This is a genomic window from Streptomyces sp. NPDC058291, from assembly GCF_042880855.1.
GTDB lineage: Bacteria > Actinomycetota > Actinomycetes > Streptomycetales > Streptomycetaceae > Streptomyces.
In genome coordinates, this window is sequence record NZ_JBHVYK010000022.1 from 70,983 (window position 1) to 91,085 (window position 20,103).

The following is a 20,103-nucleotide window of genomic DNA, read 5'->3' on the forward strand; positions in this document are numbered from 1 at the left end:
TCACAGTGACAGCCTCTCAGTTGACACAAGACCGGAAACCGGGCGCCGCCCGGCGTGCGGGGCATCCGGGCATAGCGCTCGCCGTCATCGCCGCCTGCCAGCTCATGGTGGTACTCGACGCGACGATTGTGAACATCGCGCTCCCGCACATCCAAGGCGCCCTCGAGTTCAGCACCACCGACCTCACCTGGGTGGTCAGCGCCTACACGCTCACCTTCGGCGGCCTGCTCCTGCTCGGCGCCCGTGCCGGCGACATCCTCGGCCGACGCCGGGTCTTCATGGCCGGGATCCTCCTCTTCACCTTCGCCTCGCTGCTCGGCGGACTGGCCCAGGAGCCCTGGCAGTTGCTGGCCGCGCGGGCCCTGCAGGGCATGGGAGGGGCCATCGCCTCGCCCACCTCGCTGGCCCTCATCACCACGACGTTCCCCGAAGGCCCCGAGCGCAACCGGGCCTTCGGCGTCTTCGCCGCGGTGTCCGCGGGCGGCGGCGCCATCGGACTGCTCGCCGGCGGCATGCTCACCGAGTGGCTCGACTGGCGTTGGGTGCTCTTCGTCAACGTGCCCATCGGCATCCTCATCGCGACGCTCGCGCCGATGTTCATCACCGAGTCCGAACGCCACCCCGGGCGCTTCGACATCGCGGGCGCGCTGACCTCCACGACCGGCATGGCCTCCCTGGTGTACGCGTTCATCCGGGCGGCGGAGGAGGGCTGGCGGGACCGTCTGACGCTCGGCGCCTTCGGAGCAGCGCTGATCCTGCTGGTCGCCTTCGTGTTCACGGAGAGACGCGCCAAGGAGCCCATCACCCCGCTCAGGATGTTCACCGACCGCAACCGCTCCGGCACGTACGTGATCATGTTGAGCCTGGCCGCGGCCATGTTCGGCATGTTCTTCTACATCGTGCTCTTCGTGCAGAACGTGCTGGGCTACACGCCCATCAAGGCCGGGCTCGCCTTCCTCCCGGTCACGTTCGCCATCGCCACCGGCGCGGGCCTGTCGCAGCGCTTCCTGCCGGTCCTCGGGCCCAAGCCGTTCATGCTCGCCGGGACCACGCTGGTGGTGATCGGCCTCACCTGGCAGGCCTTCATCACCCCGGACAGCACCTACGTCGGCGGAGTGCTGGGGCCGATGCTGATCTTCGGCTTCGGCATGGGGCTGAACTTCGTGACGGCGACGGTCACCGCGGTCGCGGGCGTCGCCCCGCATGAGGCCGGAGCCGCCTCCGGGCTGCTCAACGCCATGCAACAGGTGGGAGGTTCGCTCGGCCTCTCCATCCTGACGACCGTGTTCGGCTCGGCGGCCAAGGACGAGGCGCAGAAGCAGCTGCCGAAGTTCCTCGCCGAAGGCTCGGCGGGACAGAAGGCCGAGTTCGCCCGGACGCGTCAACTGCCCGCGCCCTGGGGCCACGACGTGCTCGCGCACGGGATCTCGTCGGCTTTCGTCCCCGCTGCCGGGATGGCCCTCCTCGCTCTCCTGACCGCCTGGTTCGTCATCCGTGTCCGCAAGAGCGACCTGGAGGCGCTGGCCGGCACGGCTGCCCCTGTGGCGGGCTGACAGCACGGCTTCGCGGGCCGGCCCCGGAGTGTCGCCACCGCGCACGGTGGAGGCGCGTCCCCCGCTCCTCGGTCGGCCCCGCAGGCCTCCCCCACACCTCGGGGTGATCGCGACCAGTATGAACACCGGGATCCGCACAGCCCACCCCCTACGTCCCTCGCTCTCCCGACTCCCGCATGCAGACGTCGCCCGCCAGTTGCCAGAACAACGCCGGACCGTCACACAGCGTTCCCGTCGAACACGGAGAGTTCGAGAAGAGCGGTCGCGGAGCGCGGCCCCGACAGCCGCCCCGCCCAGCGGGCAAGGGTGGGAAAGGCGGGCACGCGCGAAGCAGTGGCGCCGACGCCACAAGCCGACCGTCCCGTTCCGTCCTACGCCCTGTCCTCACACGGACGAGGACAGCCACCTCGGCAATTCCTCCACCTGCCGGCTCCACGCCGCGGGCGGCGTCCCGGCCTTGCCGGCGGCGAGCACCCCGCCCACGATGGCGCAGGTGGTGTCCACGTCGCCGCCGACCTGTGCGGTCGTCCAGAACGCCGTCTCGTAGTCGCCGAGGGCGCGAGCGGCCGACCACAGCGCGAAGGGCACGGTGTCGTGGGCCGACGTCCGTCTGCCGGAGCCCAGCACGGCCGCGACGGTGGTCGCGTCGGCGTAGTCGAGCATGTCCCGGGCACGGCCCAGGCCCGCGCGCACGGCGCTCCTGGGAACCAGGGCGATGACACCGTCCAGCAGCGCCTCCGCTCCGGGCGGCCCGCTCGGGGCTCCCGCCAGCGCGGCGGCCGCGGCGACGGCCATGGCCCCGACCACGGCCTCGCGGTGCTGATGCGTGGGGTAGGCGGAGATCTCCGCCTGGTGGGTCGCCTGCTCGGGGTCGTCCGCGTACCAGGCGCCCAGGGGCGCGATCCGCATGGCCGCGCCGTTGCCCCAGGATCCCTGCCCGTTGAACAGGGCGGACGACAGCTCCCGCCAGTCGGCGCCCTCCCTGACCAGCCTGAGCAGCCGGTTGACGGCGGGGCCGTAACCGCGGTCGAAGTCATGGTGCTCGGCGAACGAGCGGGCCAGAGCGTCCTGGTCGACGCGGTGGTGTGCGGCCAGGACCGCCACCACCGAGCAGGCCATCTCGGTGTCGTCGGTCCACTGCCAGGGCCCGGGCGGCAACTCGCGGCGCTGCAACAGCGGATAGTTCACCAGCACGAAGAACTGGGAGCCCAGGGCGTCGCCCACGGCCAGGCCACGGAGGCTGGCGAGGGCGCGCTCCAGGCGCCCGACGGGAGAGGAGTCAGTGGTCATCTTTCACCCACTCTATCCCCGGTGATCCCATAGGGCGCCGGTTCGCGCCAGCGGTCGAAGGGACGGTCGAGGGCGTACCTGTCGTCGTCCTGGAGAACGAGCATCCGCATCTCCGCGTTCCCCGGATTCGCGAGGGACTCGAACTCGGCGACCGTCCAGTGGAACCAGCGCATGCAGAACAGGCGCATCGCCAACCCATGGGTCACGAGCAGCACGTTCGGCGGGTGGTCGGGGGCCTCGAAGCTGCGGAACAGGCTCTCCAGGAAGCCGCCGACCCGGTCGTAGACGTCGGCCCCGCTCTCCCCCTGCGCGAAACGGTAGAAGAAGTGCCCGTAGGCGTCACGGTAGGTCTTCTGCAACTGGACGTCGTCGCGGTCCTGCCAGTTTCCCCAGTCCTGCTCGCGCAGCCGGGGCTCCTCGCGCACCCGTATCAGTTCGGGATCGAGGTGGAAGGCCTGCAGGGTCTCGTGCGTGCGCCGGTAGGGCGAGACGTACACGCTGACCCGCTCGCGGCCGAAGACCTCGCGCAGGTGCTTTCCCGTCTCCTCGGCCTGCCCGCGGCCCCGGTCGGTCAGAGCCAGTGCGTGGTCGGGTTCCCGCTCGTAGACGGTGTCATCAACATTGCCCGTTGACTCCCCGTGCCGGACAAGGACGATGCGCCGTGGTCGTGCCATGCCAAAACCCTAAATCGGTTGACGGCCGATCGAGCACTCGTACGGCCTGCATACGGCGTAGGTCACACACATACTGTCCGGGAAGCGCCCGGAACGCGCACGTCGGACGGCCGCGCCGTCATACCGTCCAGGCCGATTCGAGCTCGACGATGTCGCCGATGAGGGAGGAGACGTCCGTCTCGGTCTGCGCGCGCAGGGCGAGCCGTTCCACGCGTTCGGTCCGGTACTTCCCGTGCTCGGCCTGCTGGCGCCACATCGACAGGACCAGGAACTCGGGTCCCGGCGCCTCGGCGAACAGTCCGCGGATCATGCCGGGAGAGCCGGCCATCGCGGGGTTCCACACCTTCTCCTGCATCAGCGTGAAGTGCTCGGCGCGTTCCTCGTGGACCCGGCACAGCGCGACCCGCAGCAGGTCGGAGTCGGTGAAGCGGGGCTCGAAGCCCGTCTTCACGTCGAAGCGATAGTCGAACAGGCGTATCTGGGCGTCCTTGAAGGTGCCCGACTGGGCCGTCGCGAGCCGGTCGTGGGAGCGGGCCATGAAGGAGTCGTAGAAGGCGCGGCTCTCCCAGAACGTGAAGACATGCGCGACGGAGGGCCGTGCCCTGCTCCAGCCCCCGCCCTGTCCCCGAAATCCCGGCTCCCCCAGAAGCCCCGCCCACTTCCGCTGTCCCCGTTCGAAACCGCGGCGGTCCACCACGGTGCAGCGAATCCACTTGACCAGCACCGCGCCATCGTAAGGCCAGCGGGCGTGGCGTTGGTCACTCTCGTGCACAGTGCTCCGCTGCGACGGCGCACGCGCGCGTGGCAGGATGGGCAACCGGCCCTGACGGTCGGGCCGTTCGGGGGAACAGCACACGCGAATACGGGGAGGGGAAGTCCGGTGAGCGGCCTCAACAAGGGACTCCGCAAGATCGAGATGGCGCTGAAGTGGGACCCGAGTCCGTCGGGGCAGGCGCCCACCGACCTGGACATCGTGGCCGCGACCTACCTGGCGAGCGATCCGCACGGCGCTCCGGCCTATGTGGTGCACTTCGACAGCCGCTCGCCCGACGGCACGATCTATCTCAACCGGGACAGCAAGGACGGCAAGGGCTTCGGCTGGGACGAGGTCATGACGCTGGAGCTCGACCGTCTGGACGCGCGGTACGCGCGCGTGGTCCTCGGAGTCGTCATCCAGCAGAACCCCCAGCACCGGACCTTCGTCGGCGTGCTCAACCCCGGCTGGCGCATAAGGGAGGGCTACACCGTCCTCGGCGAGGGCGACTTCGGCGACGTCCTCGGCGCGACCGCCGCGACGGTCGCGGAGTTCGTGCGCGAGTCGTCCGACGGCTGGTCGTTCCACCCGGGTGTCCGGGGCTTCGAGGACGACCCGGTGGAGTTCACCAGGGTCATGGGCCAGGTACACCGGTCCTGAGCACGTAGGGCGCGCCAGGGCGTGAACGCCGAGGGCGGTGGAGCCGAAGACCGGCTCCACCGCCCTCACCGGATCACTCGGATCCGGGCCGTACGACCGGTGTCAGCTGCAACCGCTGGTCGAGCCGCAGCCCTCGCAGATGTAGCAGGAGCCGGCCCGCTGCATCTTCGTCCCGCAGGAGAAGCACAGCGGGGCGTCGGCCTGGATGCCCAGCTGCATCTCCACCAGCTCGGCACTGGTGTGGGCCTGCTTCGGGGCGGGCATGGCCGCCTCGACGCCGGCCTTCGGGGTGGCGACGGCCTTCAGGTCCGTCGGGCGCGGCGCGGACTGCGCGAGGCCCTCCACGTCCACGTCCTCCTCCTCGAGGTTCGGCTCGTAGGAGCCGGTCTCCAGGTGACGCTGGCGCTCCTCGGCGGAGTGGATGCCGAGGGCCGAGCGCGTCTCGAAGGGCAGGAAGTCCAGCGCCAGGCGGCGGAAGATGTAGTCGACGATCGACTGCGCCATCCGCACGTCCGGGTCGTCGGTCATGCCGGCCGGCTCGAAGCGCATGTTGGTGAACTTGGAGACGTACGTCTCCAGCGGCACGCCGTACTGGAGGCCGACGGAGACCGCGATGGAGAAGGCGTCCATCATGCCGGCGAGGGTCGAACCCTGCTTGGACATCTTCAGGAAGACCTCGCCGAGACCGTCGTCCGGGTAGGAGTTGGCGGTCATGTAGCCCTCGGCGCCGCCGACCGTGAACGAGGTCGTGATGCCGGGACGGCCCTTGGGCAGACGCTTGCGGACCGGGCGGTACTCGATGACCTTCTCGACCGCGGCACGGATCGTGTCCTCGGCCTTCTCGGTGACCTCGGCCTTCTCCTTCTCCTTGGTCTTCGCGGAGAGGGGCTGGCCGACCTTGCAGTTGTCGCGGTAGATCGCGAGCGCCTTGACGCCGAGCTTCCAGGCCTCGAAGTAGATCTCCTCGACCTCCTCGACGGTCGCCGTCTCCGGCATGTTGACCGTCTTGGAGATGGCGCCGGAGATCCAGGGCTGGATCGCGGCCATCATGCGGACGTGGCCCATCGGGGAGATGGCCCGCTCGCCCATGGCGCAGTCGAACACCTCGTAGTGCTCGTGCGCGAGACCGGGAGCGTCGATCACGTTGCCGTTCTCGGCGATGTGGGCGACGATCGCCTCGATCTGCTCCTCCTGGTAGCCCAGGCGGCGCAGGGCCTGCGGGACGGTGCCGTTGACGATCTGCATCGAGCCGCCGCCGACCAGCTTCTTGAACTTGACCAGGGCGAGGTCGGGCTCGACGCCGGTGGTGTCGCAGGACATCGCCAGACCGATGGTGCCGGTCGGGGCGAGCACGGACGCCTGGGCGTTACGGAAACCGTTCTTCTCACCGAGGCGCAGCACGTCCTGCCAGGCCTCGGTGGCGGCGGCCCAGACCGGGGAGTCCAGGTCGTCCATGCGGACGGCCGTCCCGTTGGCGTCGGAGTGCTGCTTCATGACGCGGTTGTGGGCGTCGGCGTTGCGGGCGTAGCCGTCGTACGGGCCGACGACGGAGGCCAGCTCGGCGGAGCGGCGGTATGCCGTGCCTGTCATCAGGGAGGTGATGGCGCCGGCCAGGGAGCGGCCGCCGTCGGAGTCGTACGCGTGGCCGGTGGCCATCAGCAGGGCGCCGAGGTTGGCGTAGCCGATGCCGAGCTGGCGGAACGCGCGCGTGTTCTCGCCGATCTTCTGGGTCGGGAAGTCCGCGAAGCAGATGGAGATGTCCATCGCGGTGATGACGAGCTCGACGACCTTCTGGAAACGGTCCGCCTCGAAGGACTGGGTGCCCTTGCCGTCGTCCTTGAGGAACTTCATCAGGTTCAGCGAGGCGAGGTTGCAGGACGTGTTGTCCAGGTGCATGTACTCGCTGCACGGGTTCGACGCGGTGATCCGGCCGGACTCGGGGCAGGTGTGCCAGTTGTTGATCACACCGTCGTACTGGATGCCGGGGTCGGCGCAGGCCCACGCGGCCTCCGCGAGCTTGCGGAACAGCGCCTTGGCGTCGACCTTCTCGATGATCTCGCCGGTCATGCGGGCGCGCAGGCCGAACTCGGCCCCGTTCTCGACGGCGGTCATGAACTCGTCGTTCACGCGGACGCTGTTGTTGGCGTTCTGGTACTGGACGGACGTGATGTCGTCCCCGCCCAGGTCCATGTCGAAGCCCGCGTCACGCAGGGCGCGGATCTTCTCCTCTTCCTTCACCTTGGTGGAGATGAAGTCCTCGATGTCGGGGTGATCGACGTCGAGGACCACCATCTTGGCGGCGCGTCGGGTGGCGCCGCCCGACTTGATGGTGCCGGCGGAGGCGTCGGCGCCGCGCATGAAGGACACCGGGCCGGAGGCGTTGCCGCCGGAGGAGAGGAGCTCCTTGGAGGAGCGGATGCGGGAGAGGTTCAGGCCGGCGCCGGAGCCGCCCTTGAAGATCATGCCCTCTTCCTTGTACCAGTCGAGGATCGACTCCATGGAGTCGTCGACGGACAGGATGAAGCAGGCGGAGACCTGCTGGGGCTGCGGCGTCCCGACGTTGAACCAGACCGGGCTGTTGAAGCTGAAGATCTGGTGCAGGAGGGCGTACGCCAGCTCGTGCTCGAAGATCTCGGCGTCCGCGGGCGAGGCGAAGTACCTGTTGTCCTCGCCGGCCTTGCGGTACGTCTTCACGATGCGGTCGATCAGCTGCCGGAGGCCGGTCTCGCGCTGGGGGGTGCCCACGGCACCGCGGAAGTACTTGCTGGTGACGATGTTGACCGCGTTCACCGACCAGAAGTCGGGGAACTCGACGCCACGCTGCTCGAAGTTGACCGAGCCGTCGCGCCAGTTGGTCATGACGACGTCTCGGCGCTCCCACGCCACCTCGTCGTACGGGTGCACGCCCGGGGTGGTGTGGATGCGCTCGATGCGCAGGCCCTTGGTGGTCTTGGCCGCCTTGGTGCGGGACCCTCGTGCCGGACCGCTCGCCGTCTCTGTCATGCCGCCTCCCTCTACGGGCGAAAACGCCCTGAAATGCCACGTTGTTCCGTGACACGTTGTTCTGTAGTGAACTGTGGGCACCCACGCGCTACCGCCCACAGAGGTCTTGTCCGCCGTCGCCCGGCCGCTCCGATTCGGGTCCGGAGGCGGGCCGTCGGTCAGTCGGCGGCCCGGGCGGGCTCGGGGACCTGAACGGTCCCGCCGCGCCCGCCGTCGTCCTTCCGGCTCCCCACGACATCCCCTGGATCGTCCGCGCGGTCGTCGCCGTCCGCGGCGGGGGGTCCCGTCTGGTCCCTGAGTTCCGTGATGGCCGCCTCGAAGTCCTCGAGCGAGTCGAACGCCCGATACACGGAGGCGAATCGCAGATAGGCGACGAGGTCGAGCTGCTGCAGCGGGCCGAGTATGGCCAGCCCCACGTCGTGCGTGGTCAGCTCGGCGCTTCCGGTGGCCCGCACCGCCTCCTCGACCCGCTGGCCGAGCTGGGCGAGGGCGTCCTCGGTGACGGGCCGCCCCTGACACGCCTTGCGCACGCCGTTGATGACCTTGGTGCGGCTGAACGGCTCGGTGACCCCGGACCGCTTCACCACCATCAGCGAGCACGTCTCCACGGTCGTGAAACGACGGGAGCAGTCGGGACACTGACGGCGCCTGCGGATCGACGTGCCGTCGTCCGTCGTGCGGCTGTCGACCACACGGCTGTCGGGGTGCCTGCAGAAGGGGCAGTGCATGAACTCCAACCCTCCTCACAGCAGACTCAATGGCCTCGCGGGCCTCACGGACCCCTCGAAGCAGCCCCAAGCATAGGGGATCCATCAGCATCGGGAGACACCGGGGACCACAACTTCTGGGCCGCTGCGCCAATCCAACCACTAGATGTGGGGCTTGGCGCATACATCCAGGCCGGATCGCGTGTCGCGCCCGCCGCGTTCACCGCACGCGATCCGGCCGTCACACCGAGCACGCGAAATCCACCCCGGCACGCGCGCGTGCGGCCGCATCGCGGCGGCCCGCACGGCGATACCGTGAGGGCCGCGCGGAGGAGCGGTGGGACTCTCGCGCAACAGCGGGACCGGTCCTCACGCGGCCGGAGTCCGGATGGCACACTGGGGCAACGCCTCACCAGGTCATCGTCTCCGGCGGTGAAGAGTACAACAATCAGCCCTTTTGCCCGTCGGAGACCGCGTTAGCCATACACCCAGACACATGATCAAGTCCGTTTATCCACGCTTTTTCACTCGAACGTGTGTTTGGCGCAACCTTTCGAAAGCAACTACCGTTGTCCAGCAGGGAGACAACCGAGAGGGGCCGACGTGACCACCACCGCAGACAGTGCCACCATCACTGCCCAGGACCGCTCCCAGGGCCGACTCGAGCCGGTGCATGCGATGAACGAAGCCATGAATCCCGAGGCGCACAAGCGCTCGTTGCCCGGTCGACCTCCAGGCATCCGCGCCGACAGCTCGGGGCTCACCGACCGGCAGCGCCGAGTGATCGAGGTCATCAGGGACTCGGTGCAGCGGCGCGGTTACCCGCCGTCCATGCGGGAGATCGGTCAGGCGGTCGGCCTGTCCAGCACGTCCTCGGTCGCCCACCAGCTGATGGCACTGGAGCGGAAGGGCTTCCTGCGCCGCGACCCGCACCGCCCGCGCGCGTACGAGGTGCGCGGCTCCGACCAGGCCGCCTCCGTGCAGCCCACGGACACCGCCGGCAAGCCGGCCGCGTCCTACGTCCCGCTGGTCGGCCGGATCGCCGCCGGTGGCCCCATCCTGGCCGAGGAGTCGGTGGAGGACGTCTTCCCCCTTCCGAGGCAGTTGGTCGGCGACGGCGAGCTGTTCGTCCTCAAGGTCGTCGGCGACTCGATGATCGAGGCGGCCATCTGTGACGGCGACTGGGTCACCGTCCGCCGCCAGCCCGTCGCCGAGAACGGCGACATCGTGGCCGCGATGCTCGACGGGGAGGCCACCGTCAAGCGCTTCAAGCGCGAGGACGGCCACGTGTGGCTGCTGCCGCACAACTCCGCCTACGAGCCGATCCCGGGTGACGACGCGACCATCCTCGGCAAGGTGGTGGCCGTACTCCGCCGCGTCTGAGCGCGGCAGCCGGGCGGGGCTCCCCCGTCCGGCCCCCTGACTGGGCCCCGGGATCCCTGCGCCGGTTCCGGGGCCCTGCGCTGTGCCGACGGGCCCGCCCCCTCCCCCGGCACGGCACAGGCCCCACAGTGGGCCCTCCCGCGACCTCCTAGGCCTCGGCCTGCTCCGCCTCGGCCTGCTCCGCCTCGGTCGGCGTCTCGGACTCCGACTGCTTCGCCTTGGCGTCGATCGCCGCGAGGGACCTGCGGACCTGATCGCCGTCCGTGGTGTACCAGAAGTCGGGCAGGGAGGCCTTGAGGTAGCTCCCGTACCGCGCCGTCGCCAGCCGCTGGTCCAGGACGGCGACCACGCCCCGGTCCCCCGACGCCCGAACGAGGCGGCCCGCTCCCTGGGCCATGAGCAGCGCCGCGTGGGTCGCCGCGACGGCCATGAACCCGTTGCCTCCGGCGTCCTCCACCGCCTTCTGGCGGGCGCTCATCAAGGGATCGTCCGGGCGCGGGAAGGGGATCTTGTCCATGACGACCAGCTGACAGCTGGGGCCGGGCACGTCGACGCCCTGCCAGAGCGAGAGCGTGCCGAACAGGCACGTCCTGGGGTCCGCCGAGAAGTTCTTGATCAGTTCGCCGAGGGTCTCCTCGCCCTGGAGGAGGATCGGGAACTCGGGGAGACGCACGCGCAGTTCCTCGGCGGCGAGCTGCGCGGCGCGCATGGAGGAGAAGAGGCCGAGGGTGCGCCCGCCGGCCGCCCGGATCAGTTCGGTCAGCTCGTCGAGCATGTCGGCGCGGTCGCCGTCCCGCGCGGGGCGTGCCAGGTGTTTGGCGACGTACATGATGCCCTGCTTGCGGTAGTCGAAGGGCGAGCCGACGTCGAGGCCCTTCCACTGCGGGACGTCCTCGCCCTGCGTGCCCTCCGGGGCGAGGCCCATCGACGCGCCCACCCCGTTGAAGTCCCCGCCCAGCTTCAGCGTCGCCGAGGCCAGGGTGACGGACCGGTCGGTGAAGAGCTTCTCCCGTAGCAGGCCCGAGACGGACATGGGGGCGACGCGCAGGGAGGCGCCGAAGCGGTCGTGGCGCTCGTACCAGACGACGTCCCACTCGGAGCCGTTGCAGATCCGCTCCGCCACGTCGTGCACGGACTCCACCGAGGCCAGCGCCTGCTTGCGGACGGCGTCCTCGTCCTGGACGGACTTGTCGCGGGTCGCGCCGATGGCGGAGATGACCGTCCGCGCGGCGTCGCGCAGCGCCATGAGGGCGTAGCCGAGGTCCTCGGGGATCTCCTCCAGGCGACCCGGCAGGGCGAGCTCCATGAGCCGCTCGAAGCCCTCGGCGGCGGTCTGCAGCTGGTCGGCGGCCTTCTCGTTGACCAGCTTGGCCGCCCGGCGCACGGCCCGGTTGACCTGGCCCGGGGTGAGCTCGCCGGTGGCGACGCCGGTGACCCGTGAGACCAGCTCGTGCGCCTCGTCGACGATCAGCACCTCGTGCTGCGGCAGGACCGGGGCGCCCTCGATGGCGTCGATGGCCAGCAGCGCGTGGTTGGTGACGACGACCTCGGCCAGCTTGGCGCGCTCGCGGGCCATCTCGGCGAAGCACTCGGCGCCGTAGGCGCACTTCGTGGCGCCGAGGCACTCCCGGGAGGACACCGACACCTGGGCCCAGGCCCGGTCGGACACGCCCGGCGTCAGATCGTCGCGGTCCCCCGACTCGGTCTCGTCGGACCAGTCGCGCAGCCGCAGCAGGTCCTGGCCGAGCTTGCTGGTGGGGGCCGCGGCCTCGAACTGGTCGAAGAGGCCCTCCTCCTCGTCCTGCGGGACGCCTTCGTGCAGTCGGTGCAGGCACAGGTAGTTCGACCGGCCCTTGAGCATCGCGAACTCCGGGCGCCGGCGCAGCAGCGGATGCAGCGCCTCGACCGTGCGCGGCAGGTCCCGCTCGACGAGCTGGCGCTGCAGGGCCAGCGTGGCCGTCGCCACCACCACACGCTCCCCGTGGGCGAGCGCGGGCACGAGGTAGCCGAGGGACTTGCCGGTGCCGGTGCCGGCCTGGACCAGCAGGTGGGAGCCGTCGTCGATCGCCTGGGCGACGGCTTCGGCCATGGTCACCTGGCCGGGGCGCTCCGTGCCGCCGACGGCGGCGACGGCGGCATGCAGGAGTTCGGGGAGTGAGGGCTTCGTCATAGCGCGACCACCCTACGGCGCGGCACTGACAAACGGGTCGCCGAGGCGGACGGGAGGGGAGGGATCACGACCGTGGGTTTCCTGATGGGGGTGGAAGGGGCGGGAGCGGTGGTGGCTGAGGGTGACCGTTCGCCGACGAGAGGTGGCCGGATCCGGCCGATCGCGCCCGAACGGCTTCACAGGAGATCACGCGGGTGACGCTCTCGGATCATGAGGGCCGCCCGCTTGGTGGGCAGATCGAGTTCCGCGGAGAACCGGAAACCGGCGTTCCTGAAGGCCGCGACGGACGCCAGGTTGCGCGCATCCGGTTCGGCGAGGACGCGGTCGCACGCGGGCGTCCTGTCGAGGACGAGACCGGCGACGGCTTCGAGCAGCGGTCCCCCGAGCCCCCGTCCCCGGTCGGCCGCGTCGCCGATGAGGAGATGGAGGCCGGTGTCGTGGGGCCGGGCCGGGTAGTGACGGGCCAGCGGATCGAGGTCCGCCCGGTAGATCTCCCAGTAGCTCATCGGCCGTCCCGCCAGCACGCCCAGGCACGGGACGCTGCTTGCGCCGGCGGCGAATCGACCGCGCAGATGCCGCTCGGTCACGGACTCCGGCCCGGCCAGCTCCCAGAACGCGGCGACGGCCGGATCGTTCATCCAGCGGGCGACGAGCGAGAGGTCCCGCTCGATCAGGACGGGGACGAGCCGGAAGGCTCCGGCGGGCGTGCCGACGGCCCCCCAGTCGCCGACGGCGGGGGCGGCGGGCACGCCGGCGGGGGCGTCCGTCCCGGCAGAAGGCACGGCGGGCTCCTCTCGAGCAGAGTGCGGTTCAGGAGAGTGCGGTTCAGGAAAGCAGCGGGTTGGCGATGGCGACGTACACGGACTGGGTGTCGACCGGTCCGACGAGTTCGTCGAGCCCGTGCAGCCGGGTGAGCAGGTTGGCCTTGCAGCGCAGGACCGGTGAGTCGAGCAGCCGGGCGGGCAGCGAACTGCGGCCGCCCGTCCGCCCGCGGCCGACGGCGGTACGGGAGTCGGCGCCCGCCCCGGTCCGGTCGGCATCGGCGAGGAAGCGCCGGAAGGCCGCGAGCAGCACACGTTCGTCGGCGAGGCGCTGGGAGCCGAAGGCGCCGACGAGCCCCAGCACGTTGTTGATCCCCAGGTAGTAGCAGAAGCGCTCGTCGGTGACCTCGTCGGAGACGAAGGTGTCGCTGCGCTCGCCGATCCCCGGCAGCCGGGCGTCGAGGGCCGCGCGGCGGGACTCACGGAAGTAGTAGCCCTGGTTGTCGCGGTAGCGGCCGCCCCTGGGCCAGCCGTCCGCGTCCAGCAGGACGAGCGTGTTCTGCTGGTGAGCCTCCAGCGCGATCCCGGCCGCGCCGTCGAGCCACAGCACGGGCCGCACGACCTGCTCCAGGTACCGCAGGAACCACTCCGCGGCCACCGCCCCCACCGGCCGGCCGGTGCGCCCGGCCAGACGCGTGACGATCGCGGCCAGCCGGGAGCGCCAGGCGGACCCCGCATCCGCGAGGGCGGGTGTCGTCGGGGGCGTCGGGCCGTCCGCGGCCGCCGCCTCGCGGGCACCGGGCCGGGGCGCCACCAGACCGGCGACGCAGCAGACGTCGTCCGTCGGGGCGAAGGGGTTGTGGCGGATCATCACGTCCAGTCCGGTGAGAGGGCGGCCGTCCCGGTCGTCGACCGCCAGCCAGGCCGGGTCGCGGACGATGTCGAAGCCCGGATGGACCGCGTGCCACCGCTCGGCGAGGCCGGAACGCAGCAGCCGGTGCACCTCGACGCCCCGGTGGAGTTCCTTGCGGAGGTTCTCGCGCCGGGAGTTGGTGATGCGCAGGCCCAACGAGAGTTTCAGCATGGCCGGGGCCCCGGAACGGTGCACGGTGCGCACGGACGAGGTGGGATGCCACGGGAGGCCGTGCGCGCCCAGGTCCCGGAGCAGCCCGGCGTCGAACAGCGCCTCGGCCCCGGGTTCTGACCGCATGCGCCTCACCTGCCAGGGATGCGCCGGCAGGGCGGCGAATCCCTCGGGCAGTGACGGCAGTCCGGCGCCGGCGAGCCGCGCCGTCAGCCGGGTGGCCGGGACGGGACGGCCGCGCTCGGTCCAGGCGGAGTCCGCGGCGAGCACGGAGGGAGCGACAGCCAGCCAGTGGAGCGGGAAGGAACCGCGCGACTCGGGTGAGTACCGGCGCGCCTCGCCGTCCGTGAGCCCTTCCCGGCTCTTGGGGGTCGGGTGCAGCGGGTGCCCGAGCACCAGGGCCTGTTCGCCGGCCAGGAACAGGTCGGGGCCGTCGGCGGGGTGTCCTCTGCGCTCGCCGATGAAGACGGCGGTACGGCGGACGGAGTCGGCGACGCGCGCGACGAGGTCGACGCCTTCACCTCCGCCACCACCGCCGCAGCCCCCTCCGTCCGCGCAGCCCTTCCCGTCCGCTGCACCGTTCCCGTCCGCGCCGCCCCCGCCGATCGCGGGCGTCTCGCGGGCCAGCAGGGCCGCGACCGTGACGGCGTCCACGGGCCGCGACTGGTCGGGAGCCTCGGCCAGGCGCGGCAGGCCGAAGCGGTGCCAGCCCGTCGGGGACCAGTGGAGGACGGGGACGAGCAGGGCGACACCGCTGGCGGGCAGCGGCACGCGCAGGACGCCGTCGCCGGGAGCGGACAGACCGGTCTCTCGGACCCAGCAGCGCAGCAGGTTCTCCACAGCCGCGCCCTGGGCCGCGGTGTGCGGATCGGGGTGGTCCAGGAGGTCGTCGACGGCGGGACGCGGCTGGTCCGCGGGCAGGGTCGTTCCCGGCCCGCGCGGGACCGGCAGCGAGCGCGCGCGGAGTTCGGCGGACCCGGCGGAGGAGGCGGACGGCCGCTCGGCCGGAGCGGGGGACGGACGCCCGGCGAGTGCGGAGTTCAGGTCGGCCGGTTGCGGGGAGGTGGTCAAGGTCGGTCCTCGTGGAGTGAAGGGGCGAAGCGGACGGGCGGCTACAGGAGGCGCCGCACGCGGCCCGCCCGGAGAGGGGACGCCGTGCGCGCCCGCCTCGGGGGACACCGGTGGGAGGCGGCAGGGGGCGCCGGGAGACGGGATCATCGGGCCCGGTCGGCGCGGCCGCCCTGGCGCGGGACCTCCTCGGGGGGCCGGTCCGCGGGGTCCGGGCGGTCCGCGTGGTCCGGCCTGCTCGGGCGGTCCGCGTGGTCCGGCCTGCTCGGGCGGTGGGGCTCTGCGCGCCCCGCCTGCCCCACGAACCCCGTCTGCCCCGCCTGCCCCACGAACCCCGTCTGCTCCGCCTGCCCTGCGCGTCCCGCTTGCCCCGTGCGTTGCGTGCGTCCGCGGTGGGCCGTCCCGCGGGTGTGGTTCCCGGACACCGCCGCCATCGCGTCCGCGAGTCGGTCCAGCACCGCCGCCGCCTGTTCGTCGGTGATGGTCAGAGGCGGTAGCAGCCGTACGACGCCGGCGTGACGCCCGCCGAGCTCGACGATCAGACCGCGGCGCAGGCACTCTCGCTGAAGCGCGAGGGCCAGCGCGGGAGCGGCGGGGAAGGGGGCGCGCGGACCGGCGCCCCCCTCGATCCCGTCGAGCCGACAGGGCTCGTCGACCCCGTCGCCCCGGTCCGCTCCGTCGACCCGGTCGCTCCCTGCCATCACGGTGCTCCCGGTGCCGGCGCGGGGCTCTTGGGGGTCCACCAGCTCGATCCCGATCATCAGTCCGCGCCCCCGCACGTCCCCCACGCACGGGAACTCCTCGGCGAGGCGCCGGAGCCGGGACAGCATGCGGGCGCCCAGGACGGCGGCGCGGTCGGCGAGGCCGTTCTCGCGGACGAAGGCGAGGGTGGCCGTGCCGGCGGCCATGGCGAGCTGATTGCCGCGGAACGTGCCCGCGTGGGCGCCCGGCCCCCAGACGTCGAGGTCGTCGCGGTAGACGACGACGGCGAGGGGCAGACTGCCGCCGATCGCCTTGGACAGGACCATCACGTCGGGGGTGATCCCGCTGTGTTCCACCGCCCAGAAGGCGCCGGTCCGCCCGACGCCCGTCTGGACCTCGTCGGCGATCAGCGGGATGGAGCGGTCCGCCGTGATCTGTCGCATGCGGCGCAGCCAGGCGTCCGGGGCGGGAATCACCCCGCCCTCGCCCTGCACGGGTTCCAGGATCATCCCTGCAGGGTGCCGTACCCCCGACTTGGGGTCGTCGAGGACGGACTCGGTCCAGCGCGCGGCGAGTTCGGCGCCGCGCTCGCCGCCGACGCCGAACGGGCAGCGGTAGTCCTGCGGGTACGGCAACCGCGCCACCCGGACGTCGTCGGCGCCCCCGGAGACTTCTAGGGACCCGGCGGTCATCCCGTGGTAGGCCCCGGTGAAGGCCAGGACGCCCGTGCGGCCGGTGGCGGCCCGGACCAGCTTGAGGGCGGCCTCCACGGCGTCCGTGCCGGCCGGTCCGCAGAACTGCACGCGCGCGTGGTCGGCCAGACCGGGCGGCAGGGTGCGGAACAGTTCGGTGACGAAGGCGTCCTTGACGGGGGTCGCGAGGTCCAGCACCTGCAGCGGCGCGCCCGAGTCGAGCACCCCGCGGATGGCCTCCAGCACGACGGGATGGTTGTGCCCGAGGGCGAGCGCGCCGGCGCCCGAGAGACAGTCGAGGTAACGGCGGCCGTCGGCGCCCTCGATGGTCAGTCCGCGGGCCCGCACCGGCACGATGGGCAGGGCGCGCGCATAGGTGCGCGCCGCCGACTCACGCGCCGACTGACGCCTCAGGATGCCCTCGGGCACTGGCTCGGTCACGACCACGGCTCCCCGTCCTCCCGCAGTTCAGGGGCCGGGCGCGGACAGCTGACCCCCCACCGCTACCAACCCCGGACGGTCTTCCCGGTTACGGGTCGCCGCAAGATCGGCGCTGTGACCGAACAGTTGCCGTTCCGTCGGGAGTCCCCCACAGCGAGCGCATATCGTGTGGGGGCATCGCACCTGGCCGCGAGTCCCGCCCGAACCGGGGGCGGGACACCCGTGAGTTCGCTCCGGGGGAACGGCGGGTGTCTCAAGTTCGTTGACAGCAGGGGGAGTCAGACCATGCGATCCACACGGCCGTCGTTCACCGTTCGCCGGGGGAGGAACGCGCGCCGCAGAACCTCCCCCGTGCTGGGCGCCATGGCCCTCGTCTCGGTGCTCGCGCTCACCGCGACCGCGTGCGACTCGGGCGACACCGACGCCGGCGGCGAGACCGGCGCGTCGGCGTCGGCCACCGGCGACGGAAAGATCACGATCCCGGACGACATCAAGGACAGGCTCAAAGAGCACGGGATAGATCTGGACAAGTGGAAGAACGGCGCGTGGAAGAACTGGGACAGGGACGACTGGCTGCGCGAGGCGAAGGACTACGTCAACCCCATCATCAAGGGCCTGTGGGACCCGGACCGGATGCGCAAGGCGGAGGACCCGGACCGGAGCGTCGACGAGAGCGACCTCTCCGGTGACCAGGGTGTGACCGACCCCACGCCGCAGGCGGTGGAGGCGCGGGCCGTGCCGACGAAGTACCACGCCAACGCCCCCGAGGCGGGCAAGGTGTTCTTCGACTCGCCCGAGGGCACGATGGTCTGCTCGGCGACGGTCGTGCGGGACCCGGCCCACCCGGGCAAGTCCAACCTGGTGTGGACGGCGGGCCATTGCGTGCACGCGGGCAAGGGCGGCGGCTGGTACCGCAACATCGCGTTCGTGCCGTCGTACAACGACAAGGGCCTGTCCTCCGCGCAGTTGCAGACGGCCACCAGGGAACAGGCCGCTCCGTACGGGGTCTGGTGGGGCGACTGGACGAAGACCTCGGACCAGTGGATCGCGCAGGGCGGTCAGACCGGCGGCGACGGCGCCTCCTACGACTACGCCGTCATCCATGTCACGCCGGAGGAGGGCGGTTCCGGCAAGTCCCTGGAGGAGACGGTCGGTTCGGCTCTCCCGGTGAACTTCAAGGCCCCGGCGGTCCCGAAGGTCGCCCGCGTCACCGCGACCGGTTACCCGGCGGCGAAGCCGTACGACGGCCAGAAGCTCTACCAGTGCCAGGACAGGCCGGGGCGGTTCTCGCTCAGTTCCGCGGACCCGACGATGTACCGCATCGGCTGCACGATGACCGGTGGTGCGTCGGGCGGCGGCTGGGTCGCGACGGGCTCCGACGGCAAGCCGGCGCTGGTGTCCAACACCTCGATCGGCCCGGTGAGCTCGGGATGGCTGGCCGGCCCGCGGCTCGGCGAGGTGGCCAAGGGCGTCTACGACTCGGTGAGCGAGAAGTTCGCCGGACGCTGACCGGACCGGTGGTGAGCCGGACACGCCGAAGGCCCGTCCCCGCGGTGAGCGGGGACGGGCCTTCGGGCGTTCCGGCGTTCACCGGGCGGAGCCGGTCGCGACGGCCCCAGGCCTGCCTAGACGGCCGGCGCCGGAACGTACGGCGCGAGATCCGCCGCCAGTTCCTCGTGCACCCGGGCCTTCAGCAGGGTGCCCTCCGCCGTGTGCTCCTCGGAGATCACCTCGCCCTCGGTGTGGGCGCGGGCGACCAGGCCGCCGTGGGTGTACGGCACGAGTACCTCGACCTCGACCGACGGCCGCGGCAGCTCGTCGTCGATCAGCGCGAGCAGCTCGGCGATGCCCTGACCGGTACGGGCCGAGACCGCGATGGAGCGCTTCTCGACCCGCATGAGTCGCTGGAGCGTCAGCGGGTCGGCCGCGTCCGCCTTGTTGATCACGACGATCTCGGGCACGCCGGTGGCGCCGACGTCCCGGACCACCTCGCGCACGGCGGCCAGCTGCTCCTCCGGGTCGGGGTGCGAGCCGTCCACCACGTGCAGGATCAGGTCGGACTCGCCGACCTCTTCCATGGTGGAGCGGAACGCCTCGACCAGGTGGTGCGGCAGGTGCCGGACGAACCCGACGGTGTCGGCCAGTGTGTACAGCCGGCCGCTCGGGGTCTCCGCCCGGCGCACGGTCGGGTCCAGGGTCGCGAACAGGGCGTTCTCGACCAGGACGCCGGCGCCCGTGAGACGGTTGAGCAGCGACGACTTGCCGGCGTTGGTGTAGCCCGCGATGGCGACGGACGGCACCTTGTGGCGCTTGCGCTCCTGACGCTTGATCTCGCGGCCGGTCTTCATCTCCGCGATCTCCCGGCGCATCTTCGCCATCTTCTCGCGGATCCGCCGACGGTCCGTCTCGATCTTGGTCTCACCGGGGCCGCGGGTGGCGAGGCCGCCGCCCTTGCCGCCGCCCATCTGACGGGACAGCGACTGACCCCAGCCGCGCAGCCGCGGCAGCATGTACTGCATCTGCGCGAGGGCGACCTGCGCCTTGCCCTCTCGGGACTTGGCGTGCTGGGCGAAGATGTCGAGGATCAGGGCCGTACGGTCGATGACCTTGACCTTGACGACGTCTTCCAGGTGGATGAGCTGGCCGGGGCTGAGCTCACCGTCGCAGATGACGGTGTCGGCGCCGGTCTCGAGGACGATGTCCCGGAGCTCGTTCGCCTTGCCGGAGCCGATGTAGGTGGCCGCGTCGGGCTTGTCGCGGCGCTGGATGACGCCGTCGAGCACGAGGGCTCCCGCCGTCTCCGCGAGGGCGGCCAGCTCCGCGAGGGAGTTGTCCGCGTCCTGGGCGGTTCCCGTGGTCCAGACGCCGACGAGCACGACCCGCTCCAGACGGAGCTGGCGGTATTCGACTTCGGTGACGTCCTCGAGTTCGGTGGAGAGACCTGCCACGCGGCGCAGGGCCGCGCGCTCGGAGCGGTCGAACTGCTCGCCGTCCCGGTCCTCGTCGATCTCGTGGCTCCAGGCGACGTCCTCTTCCATCAGGGCATCGGCCCGAAGACCTTCGGGGTAGGCGTGCGCCATGCGCTTGGCGTCCTGGGAAGGGGAAGAAGAGGAGGTCATTGGGTCCTTACGTCGTTGGGAATGCCGCTTCGACGGCCTTCA

At 71.3% G+C, this 20,103-nt stretch carries 14 protein-coding genes; 4 read left to right on the plus strand and 10 right to left on the minus strand.

Annotated elements, in window-relative coordinates:
- Positions 1-5 precede the first annotated feature (5 nt).
- Positions 6-1,553 (plus strand): MFS transporter, encoded by a 1,548-nt coding sequence (locus ACFVYK_RS14265; protein ID WP_389772987.1) that lies wholly within the window; start codon positions 6-8, stop codon positions 1,551-1,553.
- Positions 1,554-1,937: 384 nt separating this feature from the next.
- Here the strand turns inward: ACFVYK_RS14265 and ACFVYK_RS14270 are convergent, their stop codons facing one another.
- The 3 genes from ACFVYK_RS14270 to ACFVYK_RS14280 form a co-directional block, all read right to left on the minus strand.
- On the minus strand, positions 1,938-2,843 hold the full coding sequence (locus ACFVYK_RS14270) for an ADP-ribosylglycohydrolase family protein (protein ID WP_389772990.1): 906 nt from the start codon (positions 2,841-2,843) through the stop codon (positions 1,938-1,940).
- Positions 2,840-3,517, minus strand: coding sequence for a histidine phosphatase family protein (locus ACFVYK_RS14275; RefSeq protein ID WP_389772993.1), 678 nt, complete (start codon positions 3,515-3,517; stop codon positions 2,840-2,842). The genes ACFVYK_RS14270 and ACFVYK_RS14275 overlap by 4 nt, the downstream gene beginning before the upstream one ends.
- Before the next feature lie 118 nt (positions 3,518-3,635).
- Positions 3,636-4,241, minus strand: a complete 606-nt coding sequence (locus tag ACFVYK_RS14280) for a YdbC family protein (protein ID WP_389772996.1) — start codon at positions 4,239-4,241, stop codon at positions 3,636-3,638.
- Between the two features lie 156 nt (positions 4,242-4,397).
- On the opposite strand from ACFVYK_RS14280, the gene ACFVYK_RS14285 reads away from it, so the two are divergent.
- Positions 4,398-4,931: a TerD family protein gene (locus ACFVYK_RS14285; protein ID WP_389772999.1), complete on the plus strand. Its 534-nt coding sequence runs from the start codon at positions 4,398-4,400 to the stop codon at positions 4,929-4,931.
- A gap of 102 nt (positions 4,932-5,033) precedes the next feature.
- Here ACFVYK_RS14285 and ACFVYK_RS14290 read toward each other — a convergent pair whose 3' ends face one another.
- Both ACFVYK_RS14290 and nrdR read right to left on the minus strand, forming a co-directional pair.
- Positions 5,034-7,934 carry a vitamin B12-dependent ribonucleotide reductase gene (locus ACFVYK_RS14290; RefSeq protein ID WP_389773002.1) on the minus strand — a complete coding sequence of 967 codons (2,901 nt, stop codon included), beginning with the start codon at positions 7,932-7,934 and terminating at the stop codon, positions 5,034-5,036.
- Between the two features lie 158 nt (positions 7,935-8,092).
- Positions 8,093-8,662, minus strand: coding sequence for a transcriptional regulator NrdR (gene nrdR / locus ACFVYK_RS14295; RefSeq protein ID WP_389773004.1), 570 nt, complete (start codon positions 8,660-8,662; stop codon positions 8,093-8,095).
- A gap of 582 nt (positions 8,663-9,244) precedes the next feature.
- Here nrdR and lexA point away from each other — a divergent pair.
- Positions 9,245-10,024 carry a transcriptional repressor LexA gene (lexA, locus tag ACFVYK_RS14300; RefSeq protein WP_069767422.1) on the plus strand — a complete coding sequence of 260 codons (780 nt, stop codon included), beginning with the start codon at positions 9,245-9,247 and terminating at the stop codon, positions 10,022-10,024.
- A 148-nt stretch (positions 10,025-10,172) separates the two neighbouring features.
- On the opposite strand, the gene ACFVYK_RS14305 is transcribed toward lexA, so the two are convergent.
- The 4 genes from ACFVYK_RS14305 to ACFVYK_RS14320 form a co-directional block, all read right to left on the minus strand.
- Complete coding sequence (locus ACFVYK_RS14305) at positions 10,173-12,194, minus strand: ATP-dependent DNA helicase (RefSeq protein ID WP_389773007.1); 2,022 nt, start codon at positions 12,192-12,194, stop codon at positions 10,173-10,175.
- A gap of 176 nt (positions 12,195-12,370) precedes the next feature.
- Positions 12,371-12,976 (minus strand): GNAT family N-acetyltransferase, encoded by a 606-nt coding sequence (locus ACFVYK_RS14310; RefSeq protein ID WP_389773010.1) that lies wholly within the window; start codon positions 12,974-12,976, stop codon positions 12,371-12,373.
- Between the two features lie 43 nt (positions 12,977-13,019).
- Positions 13,020-15,110, minus strand: coding sequence for an IucA/IucC family protein (locus ACFVYK_RS14315; RefSeq protein WP_389773013.1), 2,091 nt, complete (start codon positions 15,108-15,110; stop codon positions 13,020-13,022).
- Positions 15,111-15,253: 143 nt separating this feature from the next.
- Positions 15,254-16,948, minus strand: a complete 1,695-nt coding sequence (locus ACFVYK_RS14320; RefSeq protein WP_389773016.1) for a diaminobutyrate--2-oxoglutarate transaminase family protein — start codon at positions 16,946-16,948, stop codon at positions 15,254-15,256.
- Between the two features lie 279 nt (positions 16,949-17,227).
- On the opposite strand from ACFVYK_RS14320, the gene ACFVYK_RS14325 reads away from it, so the two are divergent.
- A complete protein-coding gene (locus ACFVYK_RS14325) occupies positions 17,228-18,451 on the plus strand; it encodes a trypsin-like serine peptidase (RefSeq protein ID WP_389773019.1) in 1,224 nt (407 codons plus the stop codon).
- A 116-nt stretch (positions 18,452-18,567) separates the two neighbouring features.
- On the opposite strand, the gene hflX is transcribed toward ACFVYK_RS14325, so the two are convergent.
- The gene (gene hflX, locus ACFVYK_RS14330) at positions 18,568-20,061 is read right to left on the minus strand and encodes a GTPase HflX (RefSeq protein WP_389773022.1); all 1,494 of its coding nucleotides are present in this window, start codon (positions 20,059-20,061) and stop codon (positions 18,568-18,570) included.
- Positions 20,062-20,103: the final 42 nt, after the last annotated feature.

What these genes read in the sequence shown, in the direction of transcription:
- ACFVYK_RS14275 (WP_389772993.1), bottom strand. Translation starts at nt 3,517, where the DNA reads ATGGCACGACCACGGCGCATCGTCCTTGTCCGGCACGGGGAGTCAACG.
- nrdR (WP_389773004.1), bottom strand. Translation starts at nt 8,662, where the DNA reads ATGCACTGCCCCTTCTGCAGGCACCCCGACAGCCGTGTGGTCGACAGC.
- ACFVYK_RS14305 (WP_389773007.1), bottom strand. Translation starts at nt 12,194, where the DNA reads ATGACGAAGCCCTCACTCCCCGAACTCCTGCATGCCGCCGTCGCCGCC.
- ACFVYK_RS14270 (WP_389772990.1), bottom strand. Translation starts at nt 2,843, where the DNA reads ATGACCACTGACTCCTCTCCCGTCGGGCGCCTGGAGCGCGCCCTCGCC.
- hflX (WP_389773022.1), bottom strand. Translation starts at nt 20,061, where the DNA reads ATGACCTCCTCTTCTTCCCCTTCCCAGGACGCCAAGCGCATGGCGCAC.
- ACFVYK_RS14290 (WP_389773002.1), bottom strand. Translation starts at nt 7,934, where the DNA reads ATGACAGAGACGGCGAGCGGTCCGGCACGAGGGTCCCGCACCAAGGCG.
- ACFVYK_RS14325 (WP_389773019.1), top strand. Translation starts at nt 17,228, where the DNA reads ATGCGATCCACACGGCCGTCGTTCACCGTTCGCCGGGGGAGGAACGCG.